Below are 12,438 nucleotides of genomic sequence, written 5' to 3'. Positions count from 1 at the left end.
CTGTGCACGCTAGCGTGACACTCGGGCGCGACAGCCACTCCAGCGTGACAAACGAGCAGCGTGACAAACGAGCGGCGCGACAAACGAGCGGCGCGACGAACGCCCGCCGTGGCGAGCTGGCTAAGCCCCGGCCAGTTCCCGCAACGCCGGCACCAGCAACGCCAGCGCGCGGCCGCGATGCGATGCCGCGTCCTTCTCGGCGGGTGACAGCTCGGCGGCCGTCAACGTAGATCCCTCGGGCAGGAACACCGGGTCGTAGCCGAACCCGCCGTCGCCGCGGGGCTCGCGGATCACCGTTCCCGGCCACTCCCCGCGCACCACCGTCGAACCCGACGCAGACACCAGAGCACACGCGGACACGAACGCCGCGCCCCGCCGTTCATCGGGTACATCGGCCAGCTGCCCCAGGAGCAACGCAGTGTTGGCCGCGTCGTCGCCGTGAGCACCGGACCACCTCGCGGAAAGCACGCCCGGCATGCCGTTCAGGGCATCGACCGAGATACCGGAATCGTCTGCCACACAGGCCAATCCGGTGGCACGGAACCCGTCCCGTGCCTTGGCCAGAGCGTTGTCCTCGAAGGTCGCACCGGTTTCGGGCGCCTCGTCGAACGGGGCGACATCGGCCAGGGACACCAGGTCCAGCCCGGTGATCCCGGCAGCATCCAGTACCCGCCGTAACTCGGCCAGCTTCTTGGCGTTGCGGCTGGCCACCAACAGTTCAGGCACTCAGCTTCCGAACGACTTCTTGGGCGCGGGCCCTTCCGGCAGCACACCCGGATACGGCAATTCCAGTGCCTCGCGCTGGACTACGAACAACTGCTCACAACCCGCCAGTGCGGCGTCGAGCATCTTGTCCAGGGTTGAGCGCGGGAACGTCGCGCCCTCGCCGGTGCCCTGGATCTCCACCAGGGTGCCGGTGTCGGTGGCGACGACGTTCATGTCCACCTCGGCGCGCGAGTCCTCGGTGTAGGGCAAATCCAGACGCACGCGACCGTCGACCACGCCCACCGACACCGCTGCGATGGCGCAGGACAGCGGACGCGGATCGGAAAGCCGTCCGGCCGCAGCGAGATACGTGACCGCATCGGACAGCGCCACGTACGCGCCGGTGATGGCAGCGGTGCGGGTGCCGCCGTCGGCCTGCAGCACGTCGCAGTCGATCGCGATGGTGTTCTCCCCCAGCGCACCGAGGTCGATGCACGCGCGCAGTGAACGTCCGACCAGGCGGCTGATCTCCTGGGTCCGACCGCCGACGCGCCCCTTGACCGATTCCCGGTCGGAACGGTCGTGGGTGGCGGCGGGCAACATGGCGTATTCGGCGGTGAGCCAGCCCTGCCCGGAACCCTTACGCCAGCGCGGCACACCTTCGGTGACCGAGGCGGTGCACATGACACGGGTCTGGCCGAACTCCACCAGTACCGATCCGGCTGGATGCGATGTGAATCCGCGGGTGATGGTTACCGGGCGCAGTTCGTCGTCGAGACGACCGTCTTCTCGCTTGGACACCCGCCAACCCTAGCGGGTCACCGCCGGGTGACGTCGAAGGTCTCGCCGCTCAGTACGGCGTGCACCGGGCCGTCGAACTCGGCCTTGGCCTCGCTGATCACATCCTCGCGTGACGTCCACGGCGGAATGTGGGTGAGCAGCAGCTCACCGACGCCGGCTTCGGCGGCGGCGCGCCCTGCCTCGGTGCCCGACAGGTGCAGGTGCGGCGGGCGGGACGGATCGTGTGTCCACGATGCCTCGCACAGGAAGACGTCGGCCCCGCGGGCCAGTTCGACGAGCGCGTCGCAGTACCCCGTGTCGCCGCTGTAGACCAGGGTTGCCCCGGACGGATCGGTGAAGCGCATGCCGAAGGATTCGGTCGGATGGCACACCAGCCGGGGTGTCACGTCGAGTGTGCCCAACTGCACCGTGGTGCCGTCCTCCCAGTTGCGCACCTCGAAGATGTCGGTGAAGTCGTCGATCTCCCCGCCCTCGGGCGAGGAGGCTGCACCGAGCCGGGCCCAGGTGTTGACCGGCCCGTACATCAGGCCGCGCTCGGTGGCCGGGATCGGGTGATAACGCCGCCACACGAACAGGCCGGGCAGATCCAGACAGTGGTCGGCGTGCAGATGGGACAGCAACACGTTGACCGAATTCGGATCGGCGTAGCGCTGCAGCGCACCCAGGACGCCCCCGCCGAAGTCGACGACCATCGGAGTCGTGTCAGGTGCGGTGACGAGATAGCCGGAGGCTGCCGAATCCGGGCCGACAACGCTGCCGGAGCATCCCAGGATGGTCAATCGCACAGTGTCTAGCTTGCCATGCTTGCTGTGCACGTTGCCAAGACATCGCCGGTTTGGGCGACGGAGATCATTTTCCGGCCCCCACGTGACGCCGGACCTGCCGCGCCCCGTCCAGCCCCGGGCCCAGGAAGCGGGCTGCCAGCGTGGTGAACGCCTCAGGATCGCCGGTGGCCTCGAACACCCGTCGGGCCGGGCCGGATTCGTGCGGCTTCAGCAAATCGAGTTCGGTGAGCACCCGGAGCAGGTCCTTGGCGGTCTCCTCGGCCGAGGAGACCAGCGTGACGTTGTCGCCCATCGCCAACTGGATCAGACCGGACAGCATCGGGTAATGCGTGCACCCCAACACCAAGGTGTCCACCTCGGCGCGCTGCAGCGGTTCGAGATAGCCCTCGGCCAGACCCAGCACCTGGCGACCACTGGTGACCCCGCGCTCCACGAAGTCGACGAACCGCGGACAGGCCACCCCGAACACCTCGGTGTCACGCGCCGCGGCGAACGCATCCTGATAGGCGCCCGAGGCGATGGTGGCGGCCGTGCCGATCACACCGATGCGACCGTTGCGGGTCGCGGCCACCGCGCGCCGGACCGCGGGCAGGATCACTTCGACCACCGGCACCGGTGAGTAGCGCTCGCGCGCGTCGCGCAGGCAAGCCGAGGACGCGGTATTACAGGCGATCACCAGAGCCTTGACGCCGCGGGCCACCAGGTCGTCACCGATGGCCAGGGAGTGCGCCCGGATCTCGGGAATGGTCAGCGGCCCGTAGGGACCGTTACCCGTGTCGCCGACATAGATGATGTCCTCGTCGGGCAGTTGGTCGATGATCGCGCGGGCCACGGTCAGACCACCGACGCCGGAGTCGAAGATGCCGACGGGTGCGAGTGGGTCGTTCATACGGCCAACTGGTTGGGCTTCTTGCGCGCTTCCCGCGTTTTGCGCTCCGGTCCGGACAGCAGGTACGCCGCCACCACACCGGCGATGGCGCCACTCAGGTGGCCCTGCCAGGACACCCCCGCATTACCCGGCAGCACTCCGAACAGCACACCGCCGTAGACGAACAGCACGACGACACCGATCACGATCTCCCACACATTGCGCGTGAAGAATCCGAACACGATCAGGAACGCCAGCCAGCCGAAGATCAAGCCGGACGCGCCGATGTGAGTGCTCGTGCACTGCACGGTCACGTAGGGGCAGTGCAGGCCGATGTTGCCGATCAGCCACGTGCCGAAGCCGCCGAGAATCCAGATGATCGCCGTCGCTGCGATGAATCGCCCCATCCCGGCCAACGTCATGAGAAAGCCGAGCACCAGCGCGGGCACGGTGTTGGCGATCAGGTGCGGCCAGCCGCCGTGCAGCAGGGGCGCCCACAGGATGCCCCACAGGCCGTCGGTCTGTAAGGGCCGGATGCCGTCCTGGTCCAGCCGGTGGCCCATGGCGGTGTCGACGATCTCGATCACGTACAGCAGCGCGACGAAGCTGACGATGGTGACGCCGCCGACAATCCATGCCGGGCGTTTCTTCGGTGCGCCGGCCGCGGGTAGTCCCGAGGTTGTCATTCCTGCCCGCTCACGCCCATAGCTGCCCTTCCAACGCATCCTCTGCGTCATCAAGGCTACCGGCGTAGGCACCGGTCGACAGATACTTCCAACCCGCGTCGGCGACCACGAACGCGATGTCCGCGCGCTCGCCCGCCTTGATCGCCTTGGCCCCCATCCCCAGCGCAGCGTGCAGAACCGCGCCGGTGGAGATGCCGGCGAAGACGCCTTCGCGGGTCACCAGATCACGGGTGCGCTTCACCGCGTCATAAGAGCCCACCGAGAACCGGGTGGTCAGCACGTCGGGGTCGTACAGCTCGGGGATGAACCCCTCGTCGATGTTGCGGAGCGCGTACACGCCCTCGCCGTAGCGAGGTTCGGCGGCCACGATCTGCACGCCCGGCACGTTCTCTCGCAGGAATCGGCCGGTTCCCATCAGGGTGCCGGTGGTACCGAGGCCGGCGACGAAGTGGGTGATCTCGGGCAGGTCGGCCAGCAGCTCGGGACCGGTGCCGTAGTAGTGCGCATCGGAGTTGGCCGGGTTGCCGTACTGATACAGCATCACCCACGAAGGGTTTTCCGCCGCAAGCTCTTTCGCTGTTGCCACGGCGGTGTTGGATCCGCCCTCGGCTGCGCTGAAGATGATCCTCGCGCCGTAGAGTTCCAGGATCTGACGCCGCTCGATGGAGGTGTTCTCGGGCATCACACAGATCATGTTGTAGCCCTTGAGCATCGCGGCCATGGCCAGCGAGATGCCGGTGTTGCCGCTCGTGGGCTCCAGGATGGTCGCGCCGGGGCTCAGCAAACCGTCACGCTCAGCCTGCTCGATCATGCGCAGCGCGGGCCGGTCCTTGATCGACCCGGTCGGGTTGCGGTCCTCGAGCTTCGCCCACAACCGCACGTGCGGCCCGTCCTCACCATCGTCCCAACGCGGTGAGAGGTTCTGCAGCCCGACCAGCGGGGTGTTGCCGAGCGCCTGCAGCAGTGAGTCGTGCCGGGTCATTGTTATCCGCCGGCGACCGCGGGCAGGATGGTGATCGAATCACCATCGGACAGAGTGGTATCCAGACCACCCGAGAACCGCACGTCCTCGTCGTTGACGTAGATGTTGACGAACCGGTGCAGCTTGCCGTTATCGACCAACCGGTCCGAGATACCGGAGTAGTTGGCCTCCAGGTCGCTGATCACGGCCGACAAGGTGTCGCCGGACGCGCTGACGCGTTTCTGTCCGCCGGTGTGCGGACGCAGGATGGTCGGGATCGAAACTGAAACAGGCATGTGACAGCCCTCCTTATGACTAGGTGTACTGCTCGACGATGTCGACGGGTTCCTCGGTGACGACGCCGTCGATGATGCGATAGCTGCGCAGTTCATGCTCGTCGGGGTCGCGGGTGGACACCAATACGTAGTGGGCGTCGGGTTCGGAGGCCAACGAAGTGTCGGTGCGGCTCGGGTACGCCTCGGTCGCGGTGTGCGAGTGGTAGATGACGACGGGCACTTCGTCGGCGTCGTCCATCGCGCGCCACACCTTGAGCTGCTCACCCGAGTCGAATCGGTAGAACGTGGGCGAACGCTCCGCGTTGGCCATCGCGATGAAGCGCTCGGGCCGGTCGGAGCCCTCCGGCCCGGCGATCACCCCACACGCCTCGTCAGGATGGTCGGCGCGGGCATGCGCCACCATGGCCTCGACGAGATCCCGGCGGATCACCAGCACTTGATCACTCCCATTCCTTCACTGCGAACGCTCCCGGCAACATGCCACGGTAGGTCGGTATTCCGGCCACCGGCGCGGCCGCCAGCAGTCCGACCAGCACGGCGCGGGCCAGCACGTCGGCCGCGGCCGCCCCGACCTTGGTCACCAGCGCCGTCTCCGGTGACATCGCCACCGGGGTCTTTTCGTCCGGTTCGACGGTCACCGCACCCGTCGCCAGCGCAAACACCGTATCGCCATCGATCGGGGTGTGACACGGCTGGATGGTCCGGGCCAATCCATCGTGGGCGGCGACCGCCACCCGGCGGCACCCGGCGGGGCTCAGCGCCGCATCGGTGGCGACCACCGCGATCGTGGTGTTCAACGCGCTCAACTCGGTGTGATGGTCGGCGTAGGCCGCGAGTTGGTCGGCGGGCGGGGCGGTCAGCCCGAACTCTTCGATAAGCCCCGCCATCCACGGCAGACCGGTGGCCGGGTCGACCACGTCACCGGCGGCGTTGAGCACGACCAGGGCACCGACCGTCACGCCGCAGTCCAGCGTCACCGAGGCGGTGCCCACACCGCCCTTGAGCACTCCGGCGCGGGCGCCGACCCCGCCGCCGACGGTGCCCAGGGCGAACTCGGTGGAGGCAGCCGCGGCCGCCGCATATCCGAAGTCGGCGGTCGGCCGGTTCGCCCAGCCGCCCACCGGCAGATCGAAGATCACCGCGGCGGGCACGATCGGCACCACGCCGCCGTCCATCGCCACCCCGCGGCCCTGCTCCTCCAGCCAGGTCATCACGCCGTCTGCGGCGGCCAGCCCGTAGGCGCTGCCGCCGGTCAGCAGCACGGCGTCGACATGGCGCACGGTGTTGATCGGGTCCAGGAGGTCGGTCTCGCGGGTGCCCGGGGCGCCCCCGCGCCCGTCGACGGCACCGACGGTTCCCGGCGGGGCCAGCACCACGGTCGACCCCGAGGCCCAACCCGAGCCCAGCGACACATCCGGATCGATGCGGTGATGGTGGCCGACCAGAATGCCGCCGACGTCGGTGATCGAGCCCATCTGGTCCTATCTCCCCATCAGGCCGAGGACGAGGTACTCCTGCAGCACGGTCAGCCACTGATAGACGTCGAGGTGCCCGGCCATCGGATGCTCGGCGGGCAGCTGGTCGGGGCCCTGCGCACCGATGTCGAGCATGGTTCCCAACGCCAGCCGGATGTCGTTGACCGCCGCGGCCCACGACTCGGCGTCGTCCTGCGTCAGCTCGAGTTTGCCGCCGCCATCCGGGATGGTGTCCAACAAACGTTGGGCCGCTTCGCGTTTGGCGTCGATGATGGTCGGTTCATGTAGTCCGCGCAGCGCACTGTTGAGACTCTCGGCGGTGCCCGAACCCGCGGGATGCTCGGTCTGCGGCCGATAGAAATCCGGGAGCAGACGCTTCATCGTGGCGTCCTCGGGCGGCTGCGGATTGCCGGTCTTCATGCCGGTGATCATCTCGAGTTCGTCTGTGGGCCCAGACGATCCACGCTCGTCGAGCATGCCCAGCATCGAGGTGCCGAGGCTTGACAGCAGCGCGGCCTCGTGGGCCTCCAACGCCGAGCGGAAGCGCAGACCGTCGGCGGTCTCGACCCTTTTCCATTTACGCACAGTCGATCAGCGGTCCTGTTGCATCGTGGCCCACAGCCCTGCGGCGTGCAGTTTGGACACATCGGTTTCCATCGACTCGCGACTGCCTGCCGACACCACGGCCTTGCCTTCGTTGTGTACCTGCAACATCAGCTTGGTCGCGTGCGGCTCGCTGTATCCGAACAATTTCTGGAACACGTAGGTGACGTAGGTCATCAGGTTGACCGGATCGTCCCAGACGATGGTCACCCATGGGCTTTCGGTGGCTGTCTCTTCCCGGGGCGCCGCCTCGACGCTGCGCTCCTCGCGGGTCCCCGGACGGGCCTTCGCCGGTGTAACCATGGGCCCACAATACCGGCCGGGGAGCCGCGCTATTGAAGCAGCTGCGAACAGCTACGGTTGCTGGTGTGACCGTCGCGTTGCTCACCGACAAGTACGAGCTGACGATGCTCGCCGCCGCGCTGCGCGACGGCACGGCGTACCGCCGCACCACGTTCGAGGTCTTTGCCCGCCGCCTCCCCGAAGGGCGCCGGTACGGCGTGGTCGCCGGCACCGGGCGGTTTGTGGAAGCGTTGGCACAGTTCAGCTTCTCGCCGGAGGAATTGACCGGGCTCTCCGAGTTCCTCGACCCCGCGACTCTGGATTATCTGGCCAACTACCGGTTCAGCGGTGACGTCGACGGCTACGCCGAGGGCGAGCTCTATTTTCCGGGTTCACCGGTGCTTTCGGTGCACGGAACCTTCGCCGAGTGTGTGGTCCTCGAGACGCTGGTGCTCTCAATCCTCAACCACGACACGGCGATCGCTTCGGCGGCTGCCCGGATGACCAGCGCCGCACAGGGCCGCCCGATGATCGAGATGGGCTCACGACGTACCCACGAGTTGGCGGCCGTGGCCGCAGCGCGGGCGGCCTACCTGGCCGGGTTCACCGGATCTTCCAATCTGGCCGCCCAGCAGCGCTACGGCGTCCCCGCGCTGGGCACCGCGGCGCACGCCTACACGCTGCTGCACACCACCGAGTCCGGCCCCGACGAGCAGGCCGCGTTCCGCGGCCAGGTGGCTGCGCTCGGCGTCGACACCACCCTGCTGGTGGACACCTACGACATCACCACCGGGGTGGCCAACGCGATCGCCGCGGCCGGACCACAGCTGGGCGCCGTCCGCATCGACTCGGGCGATCTGGGGGTGCTGGCCCGTCAGGTGCGCCAGCAGCTCGACGGCCTCGGGGCCACCGGAACCCAGATCGTGGTCTCCGGTGACCTCGACGAGTTCGCGATCGCTGCCCTGCGCGCCGAGCCCGTCGACAGCTATGGCGTCGGCACCTCGGTTGTCACCGGATCGGGCGCACCGACCGCCGGGATGGTCTACAAGCTGGTCGAGGTCGACGGGATCCCGGTGGCCAAGCGCAGCAGCCGCAAGGAATCCCACGGTGGCCGCAAACAGGCGCTCCGGCTGGCCAAGGCCTCGGGCACGGTCGTCGAGGAAGTGGTCTACCCGCACGGCCAGGCTCCCTCGGAACCCACGGGGCTCACCGCGCGCCGGCTGACTGTGCCACTGGTCACCGACGGCGTCCCCGCCGATGGGCACCACCCGTCCGCCGACCTGACCAGCGCGCGCCAACGGGTGGCCGCGGGTCTGCACAGCCTGCCGTGGGATGGCCTCAAACTTTCTCGTGGCGAGCCGGCCATTCCCACCCGGGTCATGGCGTCGGCCCAGACATGACGACCAAATCGAAGCCATCCCGCGAGGTGGCCAATGTGGTGACCAATCTCCTCAAGATCGCCGTCAAAGGGCTCGGCGGTGCCAGTCGCCCCGGTCAGGTCCAGATGGCCGAGGCCGTCGCGAACGCCTTCGAGTCCGGGGAACACCTGGCCGTGCAGGCCGGCACCGGCACCGGCAAATCGCTGGCCTATCTGGTGCCGTCGATCGCCCGCGCGCTGCAGACCGAGCAACCGGTGGTCGTCTCGACGGCCACCATCGCCCTACAACGCCAACTGGTCGACCGGGACCTGCCGCGGTTGGTGAACTCACTGGCCGAAGCGCTGCCCCGCAAGCCCACCTTCGCGCTGCTGAAGGGCCGCGGAAATTATCTGTGCCTGAACAAGATTCACAACGGATCGGCCGAGGAGCCGGCGGACCGGCCTCAGGACGAGCTGTTCTCCCCCATGGCGGTCAGCGCCATGGGCCGCGATGTGCAGCGGCTGACGGAATGGTCTTCGGACACCGAGACCGGCGATCGCGACGAGGTGACCCCCGGCGTGCCCGACCGATCGTGGTCGCAGGTCAGTGTCTCTGCACGCGAGTGCATCGGGGTGTCGCGTTGCCAGTTCGGTACCGACTGCTTCGCCGAGCGCGCCAGGGAGAAGGCCGGGGCCGCCGACGTCATCGTCACCAACCACGCACTGCTGGCCATCGACGCACTCTCCGATTTCTCGGTGCTGCCCGAGTACGAGCAACTGGTGGTCGACGAGGCTCACGAACTGGCCGACCGGGTGACCGGGGTGGCCACCGCCGAATTGTCGGCGACCTCCATGGCGGTGGCACACCGCAGGATGTCCCGTTTGGTGGATGACGAACTGGCAGAACGGTTCGAGGCCGCGACTGCGACGCTGTCCTCGATGCTGCACGAGCTCGACGCCGGCCGCATCGATGTGCTCGACGAGGAACTGGGCACCTACCTGACCGCACTGCGCGACGCCGCCAACGCGGCACGCACTGCCATCGACACCACGCCCAGCGATCCGCAGGCCGCCTCGGCCCGCACCGAGGCCGTCACCGCACTGAGCGACGTCAGTGACACCGCCACCCGGATCCTCACGTCGTTCGTCCCGCCCATACCCGACCGCGTCGATGTGGTGTGGGTGGAACAGTCGGACGGGCCGAACGCCGGAAACACCGGAGCTCCCCGGCCCGGACGCAGCCTGCTGCGGGTGGCACCGATGTCGGTATCGGGACTGTTGCGCACCAGGCTGTTCGCCAACACCACCGCGGTGTTGACCTCGGCAACGCTGACGCTCGGTGGCAACTTCGACGCGATGGCGCGCAACTGGGGTCTCGGCGGTTTCTCCGACGACAATGAGCCGGCCAAACCAGGCTGGCGCGGCCTCGATGTCGGATCACCTTTCGACCACGCCAAATCCGCAATCCTCTATGTTGCCAAGCATTTACCGCCTCCGGGGCGCGACGGCACCGACAGCAGGACACTCGATGAGATCGAGGGGCTGATCACCGCGGCCGGTGGTCGCACCCTTGGCCTGTTCTCGTCGATGCGCGCAGCCAAGGCCGCCGCCGAGGTCATGCGCGGACGGCTGTCCACGCCGGTCCTGTGCCAGGGCGAGGACACCACTTCGGCTCTGGTGCAGAAGTTTTCAGACGATCCGGAGACCTCGCTGTTCGGCACGCTTTCGCTGTGGCAGGGGGTGGACGTGCCCGGGCCGTCGCTCTCGCTGGTGCTGATCGACCGGATTCCGTTCCCCCGTCCCGACGATCCGTTGTTGACCGCCCGGCAGCGGGCGATCAGCGCACACGGTGGCAACGGCTTCATGGCGATCGCCGCCAACCACGCCGCGCTGCTCCTCGCCCAGGGCACCGGCCGGCTGCTGCGCCACACCGATGACCGCGGCGTCATCGCGGTGCTCGACTCCCGGTTGGCGACCGCCCGCTACGGCGGGTACCTGCGCTCGTCACTGCCGCCGTTCTGGTCCACCACCGACCCCGAACGGGTACGTCAGTCGCTGAAGCGGCTGCGCGGCGCGAGCTGATATTGCACCCTGCGCTCGCTCGGTTAACTAGTGTGTGCGGCAATTACCCGCGCGGATGGTCAAGGCCGCCAGAGTGCACCGGAAGGCGGCAACATGAGCCGACGCGCCCTGTTCGGCTTCGCTTTTGCCGTCTGCACGGTGTTGCCGCTGGCGGGCTGCTCGTCTCTGGTGGACGGCACGGCGGTGTCGGTGTTCAGCGACCCCTTCTCGGTTGCCGGCATGCCCGCCACCGACGGTTCGAGCGGTTTGCGCCCCGACGCCGAGAAGCCCTCACGCAAGGTCACCAACTCCGATGGCGGCAAGATCGACAACCTCGCCGCCAGCGCCGTCAGCGACCTCGAGGAGTACTGGTCGGATGCCTACTCCGAGGCGTTCGAAGGTGACTTCCAGCCGGTGCGCGCGCTGATCTCGTGGGACGCCGAGAGTTTCGACGGTGGGTTCTGCGGGATGGAGACCTATGGACTCGTCAACGCCGCGTTCTGCAAACCCGATCGGACCATCGGCTGGGACCGAGGCGTGCTGATGCCCGGGCTGCGCCGGCAGAACGGCGACATGGGCGCCGTCATGGTGCTCGCCCACGAGTACGGCCATGCCATCCAGCAACAGGCCGGACTGGTCAACCGTAAGACGCCCACCCTGGTCGCCGAACAGCAGGCCGACTGTCTGGCAGGCAGCTACATGCGATGGGTGGCCCAAGGCGACTCGCCGCGGTTCTCACTCAGTACCGCCGACGGGCTCAACAAACTGCTCGCTGCAGTGATCGCGTTCCGCGACCCGCTGCTCACCGAGGCCGAGGCCCGGGTCGGGATCGACGAGCACGGGTCGGCGTTCGAACGGATCTCGGCCTTCCAGTTCGGGTTCACCGACGGGCCCGCGGCCTGCGCCGCGATCGACGGCAAGGAGATCAACCAGCGGCGCGGCGACCTTCCGGTCCTGCTACCCGAAGACCAGAGCGGCGACCTGGACATCACCGAACACTGGGTGCGCTCGATGGTCGACGCGCTCAACATCCTCTTCGAACCGGCGAGCCCCCCGCAGCTCAGCTTCCGGCCCGAGGCGGCGGCGGACTGCGCGAACGCACAGCCCAGCCCCCCGGCCTCCTACTGCCCTGACACCAACACCATCGTGGTCGACCTGGCCGAGATGCAAGCATTGGCAACACCCTCCGACGAGGTCGACGTCGGCGATCTGGCCGGTGGTGACAACACCGCGTTCTCGGTGCTGATCTCGCGCTACACCCTGGCCCTTCAGCATGCCCGGGGCCTGGTGCTCGACAACGCCGAGGCGGCGCTGCGCACCGCCTGCCTGACCGGCGTGGCCACCGCCAAGATGATCAAGCCCGTGAACCTGCCCAACGGCGACACCATCCTGCTGACCGCGGGCGACATCGACGAGGCGGTATCGGGCATCCTCACCAACGGGTTGGCGGCCAGTGACGTCAACGGAGAGTCGGTGCCCTCCGGGTTCGCCCGCATCGATGCGTTCCGGGTCGGCATCCTCGGTGACGAGCCGCGCTGCCTGAAGCGCTTCCCGTGAC

General features: G+C 68.0%; 14 protein-coding genes. 3 read left to right on the top strand and 11 right to left on the bottom strand.

The window, feature by feature from the left end; genetic code table 11:
• Nucleotides 1-120: 120 nt before the first annotated feature.
• From rdgB to clpS, 11 genes are all read right to left on the bottom strand, one after another.
• Nucleotides 121-726 (bottom strand): RdgB/HAM1 family non-canonical purine NTP pyrophosphatase, encoded by a 606-nt coding sequence (gene rdgB / locus AC4ELS_RS26765; RefSeq protein ID WP_499050020.1) that lies wholly within the window; start codon nucleotides 724-726, stop codon nucleotides 121-123.
• Nucleotides 727-1,506, bottom strand: a complete 780-nt coding sequence (gene rph, locus AC4ELS_RS26760) for a ribonuclease PH (protein WP_055116103.1) — start codon at nucleotides 1,504-1,506, stop codon at nucleotides 727-729.
• A 17-nt stretch (nucleotides 1,507-1,523) separates the two neighbouring features.
• Entirely contained in the window at nucleotides 1,524-2,291 is a 768-nt protein-coding gene (locus AC4ELS_RS26755; protein WP_055116105.1) for a cyclic nucleotide-degrading phosphodiesterase, read from the bottom strand.
• Nucleotides 2,292-2,355: 64 nt separating this feature from the next.
• Nucleotides 2,356-3,180 carry a glutamate racemase gene (murI, locus tag AC4ELS_RS26750; protein ID WP_055116107.1) on the bottom strand — a complete coding sequence of 275 codons (825 nt, stop codon included), beginning with the start codon at nucleotides 3,178-3,180 and terminating at the stop codon, nucleotides 2,356-2,358.
• Nucleotides 3,177-3,845: a rhomboid family intramembrane serine protease gene (locus AC4ELS_RS26745; protein ID WP_499050017.1), complete on the bottom strand. Its 669-nt coding sequence runs from the start codon at nucleotides 3,843-3,845 to the stop codon at nucleotides 3,177-3,179. Before AC4ELS_RS26745 ends, murI begins: the two co-directional genes overlap by 4 nt.
• Nucleotides 3,846-3,855: 10 nt before the next feature.
• Nucleotides 3,856-4,827, bottom strand: a complete 972-nt coding sequence (locus AC4ELS_RS26740; RefSeq protein ID WP_499050014.1) for a cysteine synthase — start codon at nucleotides 4,825-4,827, stop codon at nucleotides 3,856-3,858.
• A gap of 2 nt (nucleotides 4,828-4,829) precedes the next feature.
• Nucleotides 4,830-5,102 carry a MoaD/ThiS family protein gene (locus AC4ELS_RS26735; protein WP_499050011.1) on the bottom strand — a complete coding sequence of 91 codons (273 nt, stop codon included), beginning with the start codon at nucleotides 5,100-5,102 and terminating at the stop codon, nucleotides 4,830-4,832.
• Nucleotides 5,103-5,121: 19 nt separating this feature from the next.
• Nucleotides 5,122-5,538, bottom strand: coding sequence for a M67 family metallopeptidase (locus AC4ELS_RS26730; RefSeq protein WP_055116116.1), 417 nt, complete (start codon nucleotides 5,536-5,538; stop codon nucleotides 5,122-5,124).
• 4 nt (nucleotides 5,539-5,542) lie between these two features.
• Nucleotides 5,543-6,577 (bottom strand): P1 family peptidase, encoded by a 1,035-nt coding sequence (locus AC4ELS_RS26725; protein WP_499050007.1) that lies wholly within the window; start codon nucleotides 6,575-6,577, stop codon nucleotides 5,543-5,545.
• Nucleotides 6,578-6,583: 6 nt separating this feature from the next.
• A complete protein-coding gene (aosR, locus tag AC4ELS_RS26720) occupies nucleotides 6,584-7,162 on the bottom strand; it encodes an oxidative stress transcriptional regulator AosR (protein WP_064885691.1) in 579 nt (192 codons plus the stop codon).
• A 6-nt stretch (nucleotides 7,163-7,168) separates the two neighbouring features.
• Nucleotides 7,169-7,483 (bottom strand): ATP-dependent Clp protease adapter ClpS, encoded by a 315-nt coding sequence (gene clpS, locus AC4ELS_RS26715; protein WP_055116122.1) that lies wholly within the window; start codon nucleotides 7,481-7,483, stop codon nucleotides 7,169-7,171.
• A gap of 104 nt (nucleotides 7,484-7,587) precedes the next feature.
• Here clpS and AC4ELS_RS26710 point away from each other — a divergent pair, with 104 nt between their 5' ends.
• The 3 genes from AC4ELS_RS26710 (at nucleotide 7,588) to AC4ELS_RS26700 (ending at nucleotide 12,437) form a co-directional block, all read left to right on the top strand.
• Entirely contained in the window at nucleotides 7,588-8,862 is a 1,275-nt protein-coding gene (locus tag AC4ELS_RS26710) for a nicotinate phosphoribosyltransferase (RefSeq protein WP_499050116.1), read from the top strand.
• Entirely contained in the window at nucleotides 8,859-10,901 is a 2,043-nt protein-coding gene (locus AC4ELS_RS26705) for an ATP-dependent DNA helicase (protein ID WP_064961195.1), read from the top strand. The genes AC4ELS_RS26710 and AC4ELS_RS26705 overlap by 4 nt, the downstream gene beginning before the upstream one ends.
• 93 nt (nucleotides 10,902-10,994) lie before the next feature.
• Complete coding sequence (locus AC4ELS_RS26700; protein ID WP_064885697.1) at nucleotides 10,995-12,437, top strand: neutral zinc metallopeptidase; 1,443 nt, start codon at nucleotides 10,995-10,997, stop codon at nucleotides 12,435-12,437.
• Nucleotide 12,438: the final 1 nt, after the last annotated feature.

Source organism: Mycobacterium shunyiense (assembly GCF_058270035.1).
Note: the sequence above shows the minus strand (reverse complement) of the source record. Positions and strands in the feature narration are given on the sequence as shown.

Bases quoted from the DNA above. Each gene is read 5' to 3' on its own strand.
- murI (WP_055116107.1), bottom strand. From the start codon at position 3,180: ATGAACGACCCACTCGCACCCGTCGGCATCTTCGACTCCGGCGTCGGT.
- AC4ELS_RS26745 (WP_499050017.1), bottom strand. From the start codon at position 3,845: ATGACAACCTCGGGACTACCCGCGGCCGGCGCACCGAAGAAACGCCCG.
- AC4ELS_RS26740 (WP_499050014.1), bottom strand. From the start codon at position 4,827: ATGACCCGGCACGACTCACTGCTGCAGGCGCTCGGCAACACCCCGCTG.
- AC4ELS_RS26735 (WP_499050011.1), bottom strand. From the start codon at position 5,102: ATGCCTGTTTCAGTTTCGATCCCGACCATCCTGCGTCCGCACACCGGC.
- AC4ELS_RS26725 (WP_499050007.1), bottom strand. From the start codon at position 6,577: ATGGGCTCGATCACCGACGTCGGCGGCATTCTGGTCGGCCACCATCAC.
- clpS (WP_055116122.1), bottom strand. From the start codon at position 7,483: ATGGTTACACCGGCGAAGGCCCGTCCGGGGACCCGCGAGGAGCGCAGC.
- AC4ELS_RS26710 (WP_499050116.1), top strand. From the start codon at position 7,588: ATGCTCGCCGCCGCGCTGCGCGACGGCACGGCGTACCGCCGCACCACG.
- AC4ELS_RS26705 (WP_064961195.1), top strand. From the start codon at position 8,859: ATGACGACCAAATCGAAGCCATCCCGCGAGGTGGCCAATGTGGTGACC.
- AC4ELS_RS26700 (WP_064885697.1), top strand. From the start codon at position 10,995: ATGAGCCGACGCGCCCTGTTCGGCTTCGCTTTTGCCGTCTGCACGGTG.